This window comes from Brevibacterium sp. (assembly GCF_052105255.1).
In the GTDB taxonomy this organism is placed as follows: Bacteria; Actinomycetota; Actinomycetes; order Actinomycetales; family Brevibacteriaceae; genus Brevibacterium; species Brevibacterium linens_B.
Map to the genome: position 1 here is coordinate 1 of NZ_JBQDYQ010000023.1, position 17948 is coordinate 17948.

The window sequence follows — 17948 nt, forward strand, 5'->3', positions numbered from 1 at the left end:
CAGATCGTGACTATCTGGCTGCCGGGCTGGCCCTCGGCGGGCTCAGCGACTCAGAGCTCGCAGAGGCTCAGGCGCTGGCCGATGCCGACCCCGAATTCCGTGCCGAAGTCGCCGCCTATTCCGACGTCATGGCCGACGCCGCCGAATCCGATGAACCGGTCGAGCTCAGCGCGGCGACTCGAGAGGCGATTCTCAGCATCCCCGACAACCATGAGCAGGAGTCGGCCCGGGAGTCATCCTCGGCGGCAGAGACCCCACCGACCGCTGAAGTTTCGGCCCCACCGAACGCATCGGATGCACCACCCGCACCGACATCGCTCAGCGAGCATCGGGAGGCCCGCCGACCCGACGCGCGCGCTGAGGACAGCGATGAGCTGCGGTCCGGCCGCGGTTCCTGGATGCCCTGGGTGGCGGCCGCGGCGGCGATCGTCGTCGCCGCAGGTCTCGGTGCGACCGTCTGGCAGCAGAACCAGCGGCAGAACGAGCTGGAAGAAGACTTGGCCGCGACCCAGCAGCAGCTCGATGACTCGGCTCGCCTCATGGAAGCCAGCGACCTGAAGACGAGCACCGCAGACATGCCGGAGGGCGGCTCCGTCACCGTGCTCTCCTCCGAGAGCGAGCAGCTCATCCGGCTCAGTCCGAAAGACATCGGGCGGCCACCGGCCGGAAAGTCGATGCAGATGTGGGTCATCGGTGCCGACGGTCCGGAAAGCGCCGGTCTGATGTCGGGCGAGCCGGTGACCATCGCCGACGAGAAGTTCTCCGCCGGCAGCGTCTTCGGAATCACCGTCGAACCCGAGGGCGGCTCGAAGCAGCCGACCACGGATCCGATCGTCGCCATCGACCTCTGACCTCGGCGACATCGAGGACTCGTGCTGCCATCGGAATCCGCGCGGTGTCTCCGCCGTCAGCGGGAGTGGTCGCCCGCGAATTCCCCACTTCGGTGGATACCGGCAGGACACGGCGCTGTCTAAGCTGGAAGGATGACGGAGGACGAGGAAGCCATCAGAACCACCAAGGGCGATGTCTACATCGTCATCGGCCTGGCTGTGTCCTCAATGCTCTTCGCGGTGCTCTACAGCGCCTCCAGCATTCAGGTTCTCAAGGCTCCTCTGTGGGTCTGCTGCCTTGCGTCCGTTCTCCTCACCGTCCCCTTGCTGTATCGGCGCAGGTATCCGAGCCAGAGCGCTTTCGTCATCTGCCTCGTCTACTCAGTGGCTTTGGTCAACAGTGCCATGGAGATCGGTGTTTCTCAGATCGTCCTGTTCATGGGCATCTATTCGATCGGTCCGTGGCAGCGCAGCCGCAGAGTCGCCTTCTGGTCGCGCCTGCTGCTGTGCATCGGCATGGCGGTGCTCTTCGCGGTGTCCCTGACCGTCCAGTATCGGGCTCTCGGCGATTTCACGATTCTCCAGTTCGCCGCCTCCGGCGGTGTCTCCTTCTTGACGAACGTCGCCTTCTTCGGCGGAGCGTGGATCTTCGGCAACCGCGCCTGGAAGCAGCGGAGACTCATGGCCGACCTTCGAGCCGCCAATGACGAAGTCCGCGAACAGGAACAGCGGCTGACTCGGCAGGCCCTCGATCTCGAACGAGTCCGCATCGCCCGCGAACTCCACGATGGAGTCGCCCACCACATCGCCGGGGTCGGCATCCACGCTGCCGCGGCACGTCGCAGCCTCGATCGGAATCCCGACAAAGCCAAGGAATCGCTCCAGGTCATCGAATCCTCGACCCGCGAGACCGTCGACGAACTCCGCGCCCTCGTCTACACGCTGCGCGATACGGATTCGTCGACCGACGGCACCGCCGCCACGGACGACATCGCCGCGTCCGGCGACCATGCGGCGGAAGAACCCGCCGGCAGTGCGACGGCGGCATCGACGAAAGGCAATCCCAGCCTCGGCGATCTTCCGGACCTCATCGAATGGGCGCGACGATTCGACCAAACTGTCGAGTACGCGACGATCGGGGAACCTCGCCCGCTCACTCCGATCACCGAGATGTCGATCTATCGCGTGATTCAGGAATCCCTGACCAACTGCTCCCGTTACGCAGGAGCCGGCGCCGAGGTGGACGTGCGGCTGCGCTACAGCAATACCGATCTCGAGGTGGAGGTCAGCGATTCTCGCCCAGCCGGCGGCGCCGTCCGATCTGCTTCTGCTGAGACCCGATCCGGCACCGAGGGACGACCCCAGAACGAAGGTCTGGGCCTCGGAATCGTCGGCATGAGGGAACGCATGAATGCTCTCGGCGGCAGCCTCGAGGCAGGGCCGAAATCCCGCGGCGGCTGGATCGTGCGTGCCCGGATCCCCTACCCTCGCTGCACCCCAGATCACTCGTCCCCCGATACTCCAGCGAAGGCATCCGCATGATCCGAGTCCTCCTCGTCGACGACCAGTCCATGGTTCGCACCGGCTTCCGCACGATCCTCGAAAGCGAGGACGGCATCGCCGTCGTCGGCGAGGCCGAGAATGGGAAGATCGCCATCGATCAGGCGCTCGAGCTGTCGCCGGATGTCATCTGTATGGATGTGCAGATGCCGGTCCTGGACGGGCTCGAAGCGACAGAGGAGATCGTCCGCCGCGGCGCTGCCGGAGCCGTCCTCATGCTCACCACCTTCGACCGAGACGACTTCCTATTCCGGGCTCTCGCCGCAGGCGCCAGCGGATTCCTCCTCAAGACCGCCGAGGCCGAACAGCTCATCGACGCAGTCACCGCCCTGGCCGTCGGAGACGGACTGCTCTCCCCCGAGGTCACCCGCCGAGTCATCGAACGCTCCGTGTCCACCCCGGAACCGGCGGCACCGAGCGCGCCCGAACTCGCGCAGCTCACCGACCGTGAGCTCGAGGTGCTGCGGCTGATCGCGACCGGGGCCAGCAATTCCGAGATCGCCGACGGCCTCTTCGTCGGCGAAGCGACCGTGAAGACCCACGTGTCGAATCTGCTGTCGAAGCTCGGCATCCGCGATCGCATCCACGCCGTGATCTGGGCGTATGAAAACGGGGTCGCAAAGGTCGGCGGCTGAGCGCCGAGCGGGCGTCGGCCCGATCCCGACCAGCTGCCTCGGTGAGAGGATCGACAGTCTCGGGGAGGGTGCCGACGGTCAGAGAGCGGACGCAGGATTTGAGAAATCGACAACGGGAGTGATATACGTCTTAGTGAAATAGCGAAATACTATTCATCCCTCCCCACCGACCCCACCCACCACATTCACGGTCGCCCCGGCGAACGGCATCACGGGCCTCCTCACGGCCGCTCCGCTTCGCAGACCGGAAAGGCTACGTCTCCATGCACAGTGTGGACGGCTTCGTGCCCGTCGATCCCGCCTACGACCGACTCGTACACCGGGCCCCGACACGCAGTCGCGAGTCAGCGCAGATCCTCAGCTTCCTCGATTCCGGGCAGTCCGTCCTCGTGGTCTGTCTCCCCGGGGACGGAGCCTTGGACTTCGCCCGCTTCCTCGCAGCCGCGCTCGGTCGACCCGAGCAGACCCTGCTGCGGGTGAGTGCCCACACCACCGCCGAGGAGGTCGCCGAGTTCGTCGACGACGCCACGCTGAGCGGAGGCCCTCGGATCATGAGCGGAGCACACCTGCTGACTTCCGAAGCCAACATCCTCATCGACCAGGCACTGCACGAGAAACGGGTGCCCGTCGCCTACCTTGTCGATGGTGATCAGCTGCGCCTGGTCCATCAGGGCGACGACAGTGTGCCCAAGCAGATCGCCGAAAGTTGGAGCGCCGGGGAGATCGGACGCGTCGACCTGGCTCCGCTCACGGGCCGCGAGTCCATGGCGCTCGTGGCAGGCCTGTCCCCGATGACGCCGCTCGATGATCTTCAGCTGCGCACCCTGGCGGCGCTGTGCGCCGGCAGACCGCTCGTGGCTTCCGACCTCGTCGCCTGGGCTGAGGAGGACCCTCTCCGGGTTCCTCGCCACTACCCTCACTCCAGTTCGGATACCCCGTTCTTCGGTTCACGCGTGCTCTCGCGGTTCGCTCCGGTCTATCCGCGGATGCGCGCCTCCACGCTTCTGGCCGCTCGCCGCCTCGGCGACCTCAGCCCGATGCCCACGCGCACAGCAAAACAGCTCTTCGGGGATGCGGTCGTCACCCGGCTCGTTGATCTCCGTCTCGCTCGGGAGTTCGAGGTCAGCGGTCAGCCATCGGTGGCGGTCTCGCCGCTGCACGTCGGCGCCATGGCCAACCAGCTCATCGGGGAGGCCGATGCTGCAGGTGAGGAGAAGTTCGCTCGTCGTCTCACGATTCTGTGGAAGGCCGGCTATCCCATCGGCGAGGCCGCAGAGATCAGTCTGGCTCGCGACATCATCAACGGGGGTCGCGAGATCGATTCCTCTCAGGCCGAACTACTGCTGACGGCTGCACGCACCCTCAACCGCCTCGGCGATCCGATGGAGGCGATGATCTTGCTCCATGTGGTCGAAGACGCGGCGAAGGACAATGCGCCGATGCTGCTCGAGTGGGAGCTGCAGACGATCACAGCCCGACTCCTGAGTGGCGATCGGACCGGAGCGATCGAACTCGTCAGAACCGGTGTCGAGCATGGTCCGCTGGGCTGCGATCGGGAGGCGGTTCTGCTCGAGCTGCTGTTCACATCGGCCGCGGCGATGGCAGGTGAGCCCGAATTGCCCTCGTGGTGGACGGATCACCTGCGGGATAAAGTCGACCCACTCATCCCAGGCACCGCGAACCTCGTGACTTCGTTTGCCGGGAGCGGGATGACCCGAGTCGACGATGCGCGGGCGGTCGCGGACTCCCCGCAGTCGTCAGATGCCCTGCGCTTCGCCGCATACGCGGCTCTGTGCCAGTACTACCTCAAAACCGACAATGCCGATGCGCTCCGCGCCGCCGCCAAAGAAGGCTACGAACTCTGCGTCGAACTCACAACCGTCCGTCCTGGGGAACCGGTCGGCTTCACCTACACCATGGCCTGGTACTTCCTGGTCGGAGCGACGGTGAATTGCCTCCTGGCCGGGATCGAACCTCAACGGTCGGAGTTCATCACTCACAAACTCCTGGAAGCCGCCAGTGCAGCCTCCACGCACAGCGGCTGGCAGCTGGATGCGACAGCGTCATGGTGCATCGGCGTCCAGCGTCTGCTCGATGGGGAGACCGACTTGGCAGCTCGGGACTACGAGGCCGTCGCAGTGTCGGTCACTCCTGCACTGCTCACCGTCGGTTGGGGACTGCGCGACACCCTCGGACGGTGGCAGCGCAGCAGCGCCCCTTACTATCGCGCGGCGTCGAACGATGCCTCGACTCCGGCGCGGGGTTATCGCTTCCATGATGGGCTGGCCGCCTTCTTGTTGGGCCCCGGGGCGACGAATCCCGGACCGATGCCTGCATGGATGCACACCGTGTTCGCTCATGCGCGCGTCCTCGACGGCACCATCACCGCCGCCGAGGCGCGTGAGACCCTTCCGGACGAAGCCGCTGACCTGAGCCTGCCGGGCCCCCGGGCCGCACGCCGGCATCTCGATGCCTTGGCCGATGAGGACGCCGAGGCGCTCCTGGCCGCCGGTCGGAGCCTGCGGTCCGTCGGTTACATAGGTGCAGCCCGCCAAGCATTCGCCGAGGCCAGAGCGCTGTTCCTCGCTCAGCGTCTCAGTTCCCGCGCACGCGTGGCCGGCGCAGCGCTCGACGCGCTGCGTCAGCGAGCGGCCACGCCGCCAGAGGATCCGCAATCGCGCGAGGACACGGCGATCTCCGACACAGCGGCTCCGACCGTCACCTTGACCGAACGAGAGCTCGAGGTATGCCGGCTCGTCGCTGAGGGACTGACGAATGTCCAGATCAGTCAGCGCCTCGTCCTGTCGGTGCGTACGGTCGAATCGCATGTGCTGCAGGCTCGAGCGAAGCTCGGTGCCGAACGGCGCCGGGACATCCCGAAGCTTATGCTCGCACTTCGCGATACCGGCAGACTCAGTGACGTGGGCCGGACGGGGGCTTAGCCCTCTTCGTCCCGAACTGACCTGCCGCCTCGGCGGGGGTATCGGTCACCGGCTCCCCGCCTTTCGGTCGCACGGGTCGACCTGACCACCAGACGTAGATTCCGGCGGCTGCGAGGCCTGCGGCCATGATCACGATCCACCAGGGGAACCCGGGCAGATCGGATTCCGCGAGCCCTGATTCCTGGTCGGCGGCGGGGGTCGGGTAGACACGTTCGGCGGTGACGAGAATCCGCTGGGAGTTGATGCCCAAGGGCGTGCAGGTCACGAGGGTGACGAGGTCACGGTCGGAGATCGTGCCCAGGGATTCGGTTTCGTCGGGGTCGACGACTTGAGTCTTGATGACCTGATAGCTGAGCACCTGCCCGAAGGTCGTGAGTGTGAATCGGTCGCCCTTGCCGACCTTGTCGAGGTTCGTGAACATGGTCGCATCGGCGAGTCCGCGGTGGCCGGTGATGACCGAATGGGTGCCTTTTCCGCCCACGGGCAGGCTGGTGCCTTCGAGGTGGCCGAGCCCTTTGAGCAGGGTCGCGTCGTCGGTGCCGTGGTAGACGGGCAGGTCGACCTCGATGGAGGGAATCCGCAGCCGGGTCATCACTCCGGGTCCGCCGTCAACAAGCACATCCTCGTACGCCGGGGCGCCGGCGGCCGAGGTGCCGCTGCCTGAAGGCAACCGATGATTCGACTCGAGCTGAGCACCGGATTCGAGAGCGTCGTTGTACTTGTGGGCAAGCGCGATCTGCCGAGCGTTGTCTGCCTTGCCGCCTTCGGTCACGCCGGCCGCATTGTCGATGATCTTCGACTGGTCGAGCTGGGAGAACCACGCCGCCGCACTCGGATACGTCCAGATGCTTAAACCTGTCAGCGCAATGAGCGCGATGATGAGCGAGAGGATGGGCGCGCGCCAGCGGCGCCCGTCGGTGGACGGACGCCGCGTGGTCGTGCCCGGCACGGCAGTCTCAGCGGACTGCCTGCCGTCAGGTGAGTGGGTCACACCTGGTTCTTGCGGCGGTTCGCCACAACGATTCCTGCACCACCGGCGATGAGCATGAGGCCGATACCGGCAATCATGGCCAGCAGCTTGCCGTCAGCACCGGTCAACGGCAGGTCGGGATGCCCCTGCTGGGTGTTGGCGAACTCGTACTTGACGGCGGCAGCGGTCTCACCGGCCTTCACGGTGACCTCGTTGAGCGAGTCATCGAGGATGTAACCGGTCGGAGCCTTCGTCTCCTTGACCCAGTAGTTCTTCTCGGTGGCATCGTTGTTGCCGACCCACAGTGTGGTCGAAACAGTGCCGTCAGCTTCGGTCTTCACCGACGCGACCTTGTTCTGCCCGTCCTTGTCGGAGAAGATGTCGAACTCGGCTCCGCCGAGGGTATGCGCCGGGTCCCCGGCGACGTGCTTGATGATCTGCAGCGAGCCCCAGTTCGTGCTCACTGCCGGGGTCTCGACCTTCGAATCGTTGGTGTTGACCAGGGCGGTGTTCTCGATGGTGCCGTCGCCCTGGTCGACCGTCGTCGAGACCTTCGTGGTGATCGTCGCGACGACCTTCTGCCCGGTCTCGAGCTTGCCGATTCCGGTCGCGGTGAAGTTGATGGTGATTGTCTGACCGTTGTCGTCGATCGTGTAGTCGGTGCCTTCGGTGAAACCGGCGACCTTGGCCGACACATAGCTCAACCGCGGGTCGAGCTGGTCGATGATCGAGAACTTCTTGATGCCGTTGTTCGCGGCCGGAACCGGTGCGGTGATCGTCCAGTCGACGGTCGAGCCGAGGATGGGTGCCGAGGGGTTCGAGACCTCCTTGGTCGGCTCGGTGTTGTTCACCGAGTTCTTCGGATAGACGTTGACGTCGTAGAGCCACTTGCCGCCCGACTGCGACAGCGGCAGGGTGACGAGGAACGGATCGGTCGTCGACGTGGCGTTCGCCGGGGCCTTCGTTTCGGTAACGAGGTAGAGGCCCAGGGGCAGTCCCTCGAAGGTCGCGAGACCGCCGTTTGCGGTGGTCTTGGAGTCCACCACTGTGGTGTCGAAATCACCGGCTTCGACCTCAGAGGCTTTGAGACCGTCGATGAGGTCCCAGCCCTCGGGGGTCTTCAGGTCGATGGCCTCGCTGCCCTTGGCCGTGACCTGCTCGACCGTGAACTCCGCGCCGTCGAGCGGGGAGCCGAGGTTCGAGGTGTCGGTCTTCACCGAACCGTCACCGCCGTCGGTGCCGTAGGCGCCGTCGTACTTGTGGATGATGATCGAACCGGTCCTGCCGGTATCGATGTTGCCCACGTTGCTGTCGGCCTGCGCCGTGCCGGCCATGCCGAGCACGCTCAGCGAGGCGATCGCAGCCACCGCGGTCAGACGCCGCAGAAGACCGAGTTTCTTCGTTTTCATTTTTCCCTTTCAGTGTTTCCGGTTCCTGCGGCGCAGGCCCTTGAGAAGTGCGATGGCACCGGCGGCGGTGAGCAGTGCTGCTCCGCCGATGAGGTAGATCTGGCTTCCGGTTCCACCCGTGAGCGGCAGCGCCACTTGGGGCTTCTGCTCATTCGTGTACGACCCGAGCGACTTGTCGAGATCGGATCCGGAGACCGTGAACGTGTGTGGTGTCTCGTCGAGGATGTATCCGGCCGGAGCCTTCTTCTCCGTCAGCGTGTAGTCACCCCATTTGAGGTCGGTGACCGAGAATTTCCCGGCCGCTGGGTTCTTGTCCGGGCCCCTGCATTCACTCGCCGAGGCGGCCACGCAGTCCTCGACCTCGACTGCGGACCCGTTCGGTCCGGTCAGGGTCCACACCGATCCCTTGAGTGCAGTGCCGGATTCGTCGGTCTTGCCCCAGGTCACGGCACCGGTCTTTGCGGTGTTCGTGATGGTGCAGGTGACGTCGTCGCCGGATTTCAAGGTCACAGAGCTCTTGTCGGAGGTGACGGTTCCGGAGCCGGAGGACGGCTTGCACACCCAGTCGGAGGCTTCGTAGCCCTTTGGGGTTCCGGCTTCGGAGAGCGAGTACTTGCCCGCCTTGACCTTGGCCTTGGTGACGTCGGACGATCCGGTTGTGCCTTCGATCGTCTTGTGGCCCGAGGCGGCATCGCCGGCGGCCTTGAGCGTCCAGTCGGTGTCTTTGGCAGTGCCGGCGGCGGCTTTGTTGTCGACCTTCTTCACTAGGGTCAGTGCGGTGTCGCTGACCTTGTTGAGGTAGGTGCAGTCGACGTTGTCGCCGGGCTTGATGCCGGTAAGGTCGGTGCTCTTGTCGCTCGTGAGCTTCGTCGTGGTCTTGGACCCGTCGATTCGAGTGATGTCGCAGCTGCCGCCCTTGAACTCAAACCCGTCCTGCTGGGTTTCGGAGATCGCAACGGTGGCCCGACCGGTGGTCTTCGAGAACTTCAGTCCCCATTTCGCATTGCCGTTCGCGTCGGTCTTCTGCGTGGCTGCCGTCGGAGCCGAGGTCACCGAGTCGGTTGTGGCCGTCGCTTTCGCGCCAACTGTCCAGTCCTTGCCGGGCTTCTTGTTCTCACCGTTCTCGTCGACGACGTCCTTGTGGATCGAGACGTTGGCGGTCAGCGGAGCATTCGTGATCGTGCAGACGACAGCTTCGCCTGTGTTCGGAATGGTGACGGTGCCGGACGAACCCTTGCCCGAGACACCACTCATCGGCTTGTCGTCGACCCTGCAGGCAAAGCTGCTGGCATAGTCGCCCAACACGGCCCCGTTCTCGGCCGTTTCGGAGAAGCTGATGACCGCGCCGCGCTTAGCCGGGAGAGGACCAACGATCTCTTCCTGGATTCCCGTTGCCGACCCGGTGGTTGTCGCAGTTCCGAGTTCGGTGCCGCCCTGCTTGAGAGAGAGTCCGAACTGGTCGTCCGCCTTCGCGCGTCCGCCCTGAACATCCTTCTGGAGCGTAATGGTCGCTGGGGACGAGCATGATGCTAGGTCGGTGCTCGACAATGTGCCACTGGCGAACGACTGTTTGTTCGACCAGTTGGGCATGTCGTAGCTGGTGATGGTGTCACCAGTGCCGAGGTAGGCCTTACCCGCAGCGTCGAACGCGACTCCGTTGACGTTCGGGTTTGTGATGAATCCAGCAGATTTTGCTGCGGGGATCGCTCCGCCCGACGCATTTGCGAGGTTTGCTGCGGTTACCGAAAAGACTGTTGTGGTTGATCCCGAACCGCGAATGATGAATAAGTTCCCGTCTGTATCGAACGCGATGTCCCCGTTAGCAACTCCGCCTGAGTCAGCACTGGTATTGACGGTGCCCTTGAATGAGATGCGGTTGTTCGAAGGATCGTAGGAATAGAGGCTGAATGCCGTTCCTCCGGAATTGAATCCACCGAAGTGATAGATGCCTGTCGACAGGCTCACTGCACCGCCGATGAACTGGACACCTTTCTTCGTGTGCGCTGCCCCCGTCGTCGCCCATGAACCCGACGATGAATCGAACTGATAGATCTCTACTGTCTGTGCAGAATATGTCCGCTCGTATGCATAGATTGGGGACCCGTTCTTGCCGATTCCAAGGCCGTTGAACGACGCAACGTCAACCTCTCGATACCGCCAGCCGAGAAAGGTCCAGTACCTTTCTTGTTTCGTGGCGTTGTCGCCGACATCTGTCGAGCCAGCAGCCGTCACCTTTCGCAACTGTCCGTTCGATGACGCCGAATATACGAGGCCTGGCTCACAGCTGATCGACACTGGGGCTGCCTGGACCGGAGCGGCCGGCAGCACGATGGCGCCGCCAGCGGCGACCATGAGCACAGCAGTGAGTGCAGCCCACCAGGCGCGCACGCGCAGACCTACCCGGGTCATACATTCCTCATTTCGAAGTCGAACATAGTGATTCAGCTCGCTTCGAATCCCTGACCGCGCATGACAGAGTGCGATCGATTTCGGGGATGGGGAGAGAGGAGCTGCTCGAACTCCATCAACCTATGGAATTGCGTGCTTAACTACATTGCTCAGACCCCGCTCTTCAGCAATAGTCACGTAGTCGGGACCCACCTGAGTAGTTTCGGTTTCGACTAGTCAGTAGTTCGACTTTCAATCACTGAACCATCTGTCGAGTGCTTCTCCCCCGCAGGCAGGGCCGCAAATTCACCCGTTCGGCTGATCCGCTCGCACCGGTCCCCACATAGCATTGAGACATGATCACTCTGGAGAACATCAACCGCAGCTTCGGCGGCAAGCAGGTGCTGCACGACCTCAGCTTCGACATCGGCGACGGCCGAATGACCGGCTTCGTCGGCTCGAACGGGTCCGGCAAGACCACGACCATGCGGATCATCCTCGGCGTCCTTGCCGCCGATTCCGGGCGCATCCTCGTCGACGGCACCCCGATCACCGCAAGCCACCGCAGTGCAATCGGCTACATGCCCGAAGAACGCGGCCTCTACCCCAAGATGCCCATCATCGACCAGCTCATCTACTTGGCCCGCTTCCACGGGCTCACTCGACAGGAAGCGAAGAAGCGCGGTCTCGATCTACTCGAGCAGCTCGACCTCAAGGGCGAACCCACCGAGACCCTCGAATCAGTCAGCCTCGGCAATCAGCAGAAGGTCCAGATCGCCGCGGCCCTCATCCACGACCCGCAGGCCCTCGTCCTCGATGAACCGTTCTCCGGTCTCGACCCCGCCGCCGTCGAGCGCACCCTCGGCGTCCTCACCTCGTTCGCCTCCTCCGGCGCCCCGGTCCTCTTCTCCAGTCACCAGCTCGACCTCGTCGAACGCCTCGTCGACGATCTCGTCATCATCAACGACGGCCGCCTCGTCGCAGCCGGAACCACCACGGAACTGCGCCGTCAGCGCAGCCTGCCCGAGTGGACACTGCAGACCGATGCCGACCTCGGGTGGGTGCGCGGCCTGCCCGATATCTCCGTCGTCGAACTCGACGGCAGTTGGGTCCGGTTCATGGCCCCGACTGCCGATGCCGCCGAGACGGTTCTGCGCCAAGCGCTGACCGTGTCCTCGGTGACGTCATTCGGCCCGCACGACGTTGCCCTCAACCGTCTCTTCCAGGAGGTCACGCAGTCATGAGCAGCACCGAGACGACCACCGCAGCCGACAGCACCCCCACAGCCCGCACTGCCACGAGCCGTGCCGGCTTCACCACCGCCATGGGACTCGTCATCGAACGCGAGATCGTGGTCCGTCTCAAGTCGAAGGCCTTCATGGTCTCGACGATCCTGAGCATTGTCCTCTTCGGAGTCCTCGTCGGTGTGTCCGGTTCGCTGCCCTCGCTCTTCTCCTCCCCGGACAAGGTGGCCGTCACCTCGGCGGGGGCGAAGGCAGTCGAGGGGATCGATGACATCGACACGGTCGCCGTCGATAACACGGATGAGGCGAAGTCCCTGGTCACCTCCGAGGAGGTCGACGCGGCCGTCGTTGAATCGCAGGATTCGCCGACCGGGGTCGCCGTCTACTCGCTGCGTTCGGCACCGGAGTCGCTCATCGGGGCACTCAGCCTCACCCCCGAGGTCGAACTCCTCGACCCCGACGCCCCGGACCCGGCGCTCACCTATTTCATCGGGCTCGGGCTCGGTCTGGTGTTCTTCATGGCCGCGATGACATTCGGGAACACGATCGCCTCGTCCGTGGTGGAGGAGAAGCAGTCGCGGATCGTGGAGATCCTGCTCGCATCCACCTCGGCGCGGGTGCTCATGTTCGGCAAGGTCATCGCGTGCACGATCCTCGCCTTCGCACAGATCGGACTCACCGCGATCGCGGTCCTCGCCGGGGCCGCCATCAGCGGAAACGATCTGGTGCTGGGCAAGGTCGCCGAACCGATCGCCTGGTTCGTCCCACTCTTCGTCATCGGCTTCGTCATGGTCGCCGCCCTCTATGCGGCAGCCGCGTCGATGGTCTCGCGCACCGAGGACCTGCCCTCGACGAGCACGCCGATCATGATGCTCATCTTCCTGCCCTACTTGGGCGTCATCATCTTCTCGTCGAACGAAACGGTCATGGCGGTGCTGTCCTACATTCCGTTCTCGGCAGCGGTGGCGGTGCCGATGCGCGTTTTCCTCGGCACGATCGAATGGTGGGAGCCCTTGGTGTCGCTGCTCATCCTCGCTGTCACCACTCTGTTGGCACTGCTGCTGGCGACGAGGATCTTCGAGCGCTCGATCCTCAAGTCGGGACCGAAACTGTCATGGGGGCAGGCGCTGAAGCGGTGACGGGCCATGCCTGCTCCGATGCCATCTGTCACCGATTCACAGGTGCCATTCTTCATCGGTTCATGCGCCGGTCCCGAATGAGTACGCTCTCAGCCTCGCACTCTTCGGATTCGCAAGCCCCGCCCAGGCTTCGGGAATCGACGAACCCGGCGGAGCCCGCCAACTCGACGGCGACAACACCGACGCCATCCGCGACGCGGTCGAGGACTCCGGCGCAAAGAACGTCATCCTCCTCATCGGCGACGGCATGGGCGATTCGGAGATCACCGCCGCCCGCAACTATGCGAAGGGCGCCCATGGTCGCTTCGACGGCCTCGACGAACTGCCGCTGACCGGGCAGTACACGACCTACGCGGTGAACAAGGACTCCGGCCGCGCAGCTCGCCCACATCAGCCAGCGTGGCTGCTACGGCCCCGAGGAAACGGCCAAGGACTGCGCGGACGAGGCACTGGAGAACGGCGGACTCGGCTCGATCAGCGAGCAGATCCTCAACGCTCGCGCCGATGTCACCCTCGGCGGCGGTTCAGCGTCCTTCGAACAGAAGGCCACCGCCGGCGATTGGAAGGACAAGACGCTGCGTGAGCAGGCGGAGGAACGCGGCTACCAGCTCGTCAACGACTCCGGCTCACTCGACTCCATCACCGAGGCGAACCAAGATGCTCCGGTGCTCGGTCTCTTCACAGAGGGCAATTTCCCCGTTCGCTGGGAGGGACCGAAGGCCACGCACGGAGGCGGCACCGAACCGGCTGTGAAGTGCAAGAACAACCCAGAGCGCACCTCAGAGGTGCCGAAGCTCGACCAGCTGACGAGCAAGGCTGTCGATCTGCTCGACAATGACAAGGGCTTCTTCCTCCAGGTCGAGGGGGCGAGCATCGACAAGCAGGACCACGCGGCCAACCCGTGCGGTCAGATCGGTGAGACCGTCGACCTCGACGAGGCGGTCAAGGCCGCCCTCGACTTCGCGAAGGAGGACGGCGAAACCCTCGTCATCACCACCGCCGATCACGCTCACACCAGCCAGATCGTCAGCGCCGGTACGGACACCCCGGGTCTCACCCGGACCCTGACCACCGCCGACGGCAGCGAAATGACGATGAACTACGCGACCGCTGACGAAGAGGAGTCGCAGGGCCACACCGGAACGCAGCTGCGCATCGCGGCCTACGGTCCGGGCGCGGCCAATGTCGTCGGGCTGACCGACCAGACCGACATGCACTTCACGATCGCGGACGGTCTGGGACTCGACCCCGACGCCCAAGTGCCCGGCGACCCGGGCGATGACGCGAACGGCAATGACGACTCGGCCGGATCCGATGATGCGAACGGCTCCGACGATGCCGCGGGCTCGTCCGCTGCCGGCGGCAATGACGGTGCGGCAGGGACCGATGACTCGAACGCATCCGAGGACGCCAACGGGTCGTCTGATTCCGCCGGAGGCGGTGCCGGCGGCAACGGCGGTTCCGAAGGCGGCGAAGGCAATGCCTCGACCGGCGGCGGTGACGAAGGTCCCGGTCTGGCCGGCGGTGGCGGCGGAACCCTGCCGCGCACCGGCGTCGAGATCGGTGCCGCGATCTTTTTCGGAGTGGCCGCAATCATCGGCGGATCGGCCCTGATCCGCATGGCTAAGCGCCGCAGAATCCTCCCCGCCTGACACCAGCCCGACTGCGAACGGTGCCGGACGCTTCCCAGCGAAGCGTCCGGCATCGTTCGTCGTCTCCACAGGTCGACCTGGCAGTCTAGGCTCATGGAACCACTCGAACTCCCGCTGACCACCGATCGACTGCGGCTGCGCACATATCGCGAGTCCGACGCCGAGACGCACCTTCCCATCTATTCCCGCGATGACGTCTCCCGATTCCTCCTCGAGGATCCCTGGACCGCCGAGGTGGCCCGGGCACAGGTCGCCGAACGGATGCATCGCACGGGGCTCGAAACCGAATCCCGTGGCCTGGCCCTGGTCATCGAGACCGCCGACGGGCTCGAAGACATCGAGGGGTCACGCGTCATCGGCGATATCGCGATCTGGCTCGAAGCGGGAAGTGATGAGAAGGCGGAGATCGGGTGGATCCTCGATCCCGCAGCCGGCGGTCACGGCTTCGCCACCGAGGCGGCCATCGCCGTGCTCAACGTCGCGTTCGACCATTACGGACTTCACCGAGTGTTTGCGCAGATGGATGCTCGGAACACCGCCTCGGCGAAATTGGCTCGCAGGATCGGGATGCGGGAGGAAGCGCACCTGCGCAAGGACTGGTGGTCGAAGGGCGAATGGACCGACACCCTCATCTTCGGAATGCTCTCCAGTGATCGGCAGACAGCCTGACTGCTCCGCCTCATCTATGACATCGTGAAACGCTGAAACTCGGGGAGAAAACCGGCGCTACTATACATCTGGAACCACATCTAATACACGTTTGGAACCTGCGTTGTCGCCCTTGCGACCGCCCGTCAGACCCCGGCCCGACCCGATTCTGTGAGATCTCGGACTCTTTGCGCCAGCTTCCGTATTCGCTCGCCCTGGCGGTGTGAGAATCTGAGATGGCCGTGGAGCCGGGTCCGTCGATCACGTGGGCCAGCATGGCCATGGGCAGCAGAGAGAAGAGGACAGCAGACACCGATGGCTCCAGCCGGCAGCGACCGCAACGAGGCGTTCCCCAGAGACGAAACCGCGAACGAACATGAAGAGAACGCCGGCCTCAAAAGAGGCCTGACCGCCCGCCACATCCGCTTCATGGCCCTCGGATCGGCCATCGGCACCGGCCTCTTCATGGGCTCCTCCGAGTCGATCCAAGCCGCAGGACCGGCAGTTCTGCTCGCCTATATCATCGGCGGCGCCGCCGTTTTCATGGTCATGCGCGCCCTCGGGGAACTCGTCGTCCGCCACCCCGTCTCCGGGTCCTTCGGCCAGTATGCCTCCCGCTACATCCACCCCTTCGCCGGCTTCCTCGTCGGCTGGACGTTCGTCTTCGAAATGGTCCTCGTCGCCGTCTTCGATGCCACAGCGATCGGTGTCTACATGGGCTTCTGGTTCCCGGACGTGCCCCGCTGGATCTGGGTGCTCGCCGTCGTATTCTTCATCGCCGCGATCAACATGCTCGGCGTCAAGGTCTTCGGTGAGCTGGAATTCTGGTTCGCGCTCATCAAGATCGCCGCGATCATCATCCTCATCGTCGCCGGCGTCGCCATCATCATCGTCGGCTTCGGCATCGCCGACCACGACCAGATGGGGCCGCAGGCGCTGTTCCACAACGGCGGCTTCTTCCCCAACGGGTTCTGGGGTCTGCTCTCGTCGTTCACCATCGTCATGTTCGCCTTCGGCGGCGTCGAGATCATCGGCGTCACCGCTGGTGAGGCAAAGAATCCGAAGCAGGTGATCCCGGCCGCGATCAACTCGGTGCCGGTGCGCATCCTCCTCTTCTACGTCCTCACCCTCGGCGTCATCATGTGCATCCTGCCGTGGAATCAGATCACCTCCGAGATCAGTCCCTTCGTGGCGATCTTCGACTCCGTCGGCTTCACCGCGGCCGCCGCCATCCTCCAGGTCGTCCTCATCACCGCTGCCCTGTCCGCCATGAACGCCGATATCTTCGGCGCCGGACGGATGCTCCACGGCCTTGCCGAACAGGGGCAAGCTCCACGGTCCTTCGCCCGCACCTCCCGCAATGGCGTGCCGGTGATGACCGTGATCACGATGATCATCGCCCTCCTGGCCGGCGTCGTCCTCAATTACCTCTACCCCGATCAGGCGCTGTTCCTCCTCGGCGCGCTCGCGACCTTCGCCACGGTCCTCGTCTGGCTGATCATCCTCGTCGCCCATATCCGGATGAAGAAGGTGATCGCCGAGGAGGCCCGCCTTCCCAGCGAATTCCCTGTTCCGCTGTGGCCGGTGGGGTCGTGGGTGACGCTCGCGTTCATCGTCTTCATCGTCGTCATGATCGGGGTCGTCCCCGATTCCCGCCCGGCCCTGTGGGTCGGTCTGCTGTGGGTGGCGGCACTGTGGCTGTGCTACATCGCGTTCGTCCGCGGGCAGGGCCGCAAGCCCTTCGACCTCATCGACCGCACGGAACCGATCGAGTCCGGAAAGAACTGACACCCAGTTTCGACGTGACCGACCGCCTGAGGCCGCCGCCGAACCTCACCGATGTCCAGCGACCTTTTCCTACGGCGTACGACGGCGCAGAGTCAGCGACCCGACGATGATCGCTCCGACGATCCAGCAGCCGATGAACAGCACCCGCAGCCAGATATAGCCGTCATCTTCGGCACCCGCCGACACCGCTTTGAGGGCGTCGATCGCATGTGAGCGCGGCAGCCAGTCACCGATCACCTCGAGCACATCGGGCAGCCGATCGCGGGGCAGGAAGATTCCGCCGAGCAGATGCGATGACAAAGAGCAGGACGACCGAGCCTTCGATCTTGAGGCCGCACACCAGGGTGGCGTAACCGACGGCCACGGCCGTCTGCACCGCGGCGAGGAGACCGAATGCCGGGGTCTATCCGAGGATGAAGTCGCCGCGTCCCAACGGCATCGACAACAGCCGCTCCAAGGTGCCGCTGCGACGTTCGCGCAGGGGAAATTGTCTGATCAGACGGCCGGCGGCCGAATCGCTCACAGCGGAACGCAGAACGGTCACCCCGATCGATTTCACGCTTGTCCGCTCCCAGACACTCAGCACCGTGTGCACGAGTGATTCGCCGAGGCGGTCGTCCGGGACGTCCAAAGCCGAGCGGATGATGCGGTCCGGTCGCACGGGAAGCTTGACGACTTCCGCGAAGAGGCCGGCGAGCGTCACTGCCGCTTTCCTTACGGGGGCGCCCCCTTCGACGCGGCCC

Annotated in this window: 14 protein-coding genes and 1 pseudogene; 10 read left to right on the forward strand and 5 right to left on the reverse strand. The window is 64.5% G+C overall.

Annotation, left to right across the window (positions count from 1 at the left end; genetic code table 11):
- The 4 genes from ACTIIH_RS08330 to ACTIIH_RS08345 all read left to right on the forward strand — a co-directional run.
- On the forward strand, positions 1 to 851 hold an 851-nt coding region (locus ACTIIH_RS08330; protein WP_441451392.1), incomplete at its 5' end, for an anti-sigma factor domain-containing protein.
- A gap of 132 nt (positions 852 to 983) precedes the next feature.
- Positions 984 to 2372, forward strand: a complete 1389-nt coding sequence (locus ACTIIH_RS08335) for a histidine kinase (protein ID WP_441451393.1) — start codon at positions 984 to 986, stop codon at positions 2370 to 2372.
- The gene (locus ACTIIH_RS08340; protein WP_441451394.1) at positions 2369 to 3025 is read left to right on the forward strand and encodes a response regulator; all 657 of its coding nucleotides are present in this window, start codon (positions 2369 to 2371) and stop codon (positions 3023 to 3025) included. Before ACTIIH_RS08335 ends, ACTIIH_RS08340 begins: the two co-directional genes overlap by 4 nt.
- Before the next feature lie 263 nt (positions 3026 to 3288).
- Complete coding sequence (locus ACTIIH_RS08345) at positions 3289 to 5967, forward strand: helix-turn-helix transcriptional regulator (protein WP_441451395.1); 2679 nt, start codon at positions 3289 to 3291, stop codon at positions 5965 to 5967.
- Here the strand turns inward: ACTIIH_RS08345 and ACTIIH_RS08350 are convergent.
- Genes ACTIIH_RS08350 through ACTIIH_RS08360 form a run of 3 tightly spaced genes read right to left on the reverse strand, consistent with a single transcriptional unit; the run spans position 5939 to position 10311 of the window.
- Positions 5939 to 6958 carry a class C sortase gene (locus ACTIIH_RS08350; protein ID WP_441451396.1) on the reverse strand — a complete coding sequence of 340 codons (1020 nt, stop codon included), beginning with the start codon at positions 6956 to 6958 and terminating at the stop codon, positions 5939 to 5941. The genes ACTIIH_RS08345 and ACTIIH_RS08350 overlap by 29 nt on opposite strands.
- Complete coding sequence (locus ACTIIH_RS08355) at positions 6955 to 8346, reverse strand: SpaH/EbpB family LPXTG-anchored major pilin (RefSeq protein ID WP_441451397.1); 1392 nt, start codon at positions 8344 to 8346, stop codon at positions 6955 to 6957. The genes ACTIIH_RS08350 and ACTIIH_RS08355 overlap by 4 nt, the downstream gene beginning before the upstream one ends.
- Before the next feature lie 9 nt (positions 8347 to 8355).
- Positions 8356 to 10311, reverse strand: coding sequence for a SpaA isopeptide-forming pilin-related protein (locus ACTIIH_RS08360; protein WP_441451398.1), 1956 nt, complete (start codon positions 10309 to 10311; stop codon positions 8356 to 8358).
- Between the two features lie 779 nt (positions 10312 to 11090).
- Here ACTIIH_RS08360 and ACTIIH_RS08365 point away from each other — a divergent pair.
- From ACTIIH_RS08365 to ACTIIH_RS08390, 6 genes and pseudogenes are all read left to right on the forward strand, one after another.
- Positions 11091 to 11978: an ABC transporter ATP-binding protein gene (locus tag ACTIIH_RS08365; RefSeq protein WP_441451399.1), complete on the forward strand. Its 888-nt coding sequence runs from the start codon at positions 11091 to 11093 to the stop codon at positions 11976 to 11978.
- The gene (locus tag ACTIIH_RS08370; protein ID WP_441451400.1) at positions 11975 to 13117 is read left to right on the forward strand and encodes an ABC transporter permease; all 1143 of its coding nucleotides are present in this window, start codon (positions 11975 to 11977) and stop codon (positions 13115 to 13117) included. Before ACTIIH_RS08365 ends, ACTIIH_RS08370 begins: the two co-directional genes overlap by 4 nt.
- A 226-nt stretch (positions 13118 to 13343) precedes the next feature.
- A pseudogene (locus ACTIIH_RS08375) lies at positions 13344 to 13470 on the forward strand (alkaline phosphatase); the annotation flags it as partial.
- Positions 13471 to 13506: 36 nt separating this feature from the next.
- Positions 13507 to 14769, forward strand: a complete 1263-nt coding sequence (locus ACTIIH_RS08380; RefSeq protein WP_441451425.1) for an alkaline phosphatase — start codon at positions 13507 to 13509, stop codon at positions 14767 to 14769.
- Between the two features lie 93 nt (positions 14770 to 14862).
- Complete coding sequence (locus ACTIIH_RS08385; RefSeq protein ID WP_441451401.1) at positions 14863 to 15438, forward strand: GNAT family N-acetyltransferase; 576 nt, start codon at positions 14863 to 14865, stop codon at positions 15436 to 15438.
- Between the two features lie 294 nt (positions 15439 to 15732).
- Positions 15733 to 17205, forward strand: coding sequence for an amino acid permease (locus ACTIIH_RS08390; RefSeq protein WP_441451402.1), 1473 nt, complete (start codon positions 15733 to 15735; stop codon positions 17203 to 17205).
- Positions 17206 to 17274: 69 nt separating this feature from the next.
- Here ACTIIH_RS08390 and ACTIIH_RS08395 read toward each other — a convergent pair whose 3' ends face one another.
- Positions 17275 to 17505 (reverse strand): hypothetical protein, encoded by a 231-nt coding sequence (locus tag ACTIIH_RS08395; RefSeq protein ID WP_441451403.1) that lies wholly within the window; start codon positions 17503 to 17505, stop codon positions 17275 to 17277.
- A gap of 103 nt (positions 17506 to 17608) precedes the next feature.
- On the reverse strand, positions 17609 to 17908 hold the full coding sequence (locus tag ACTIIH_RS08400; RefSeq protein WP_441451404.1) for a TetR/AcrR family transcriptional regulator: 300 nt from the start codon (positions 17906 to 17908) through the stop codon (positions 17609 to 17611).
- Positions 17909 to 17948: the final 40 nt, after the last annotated feature.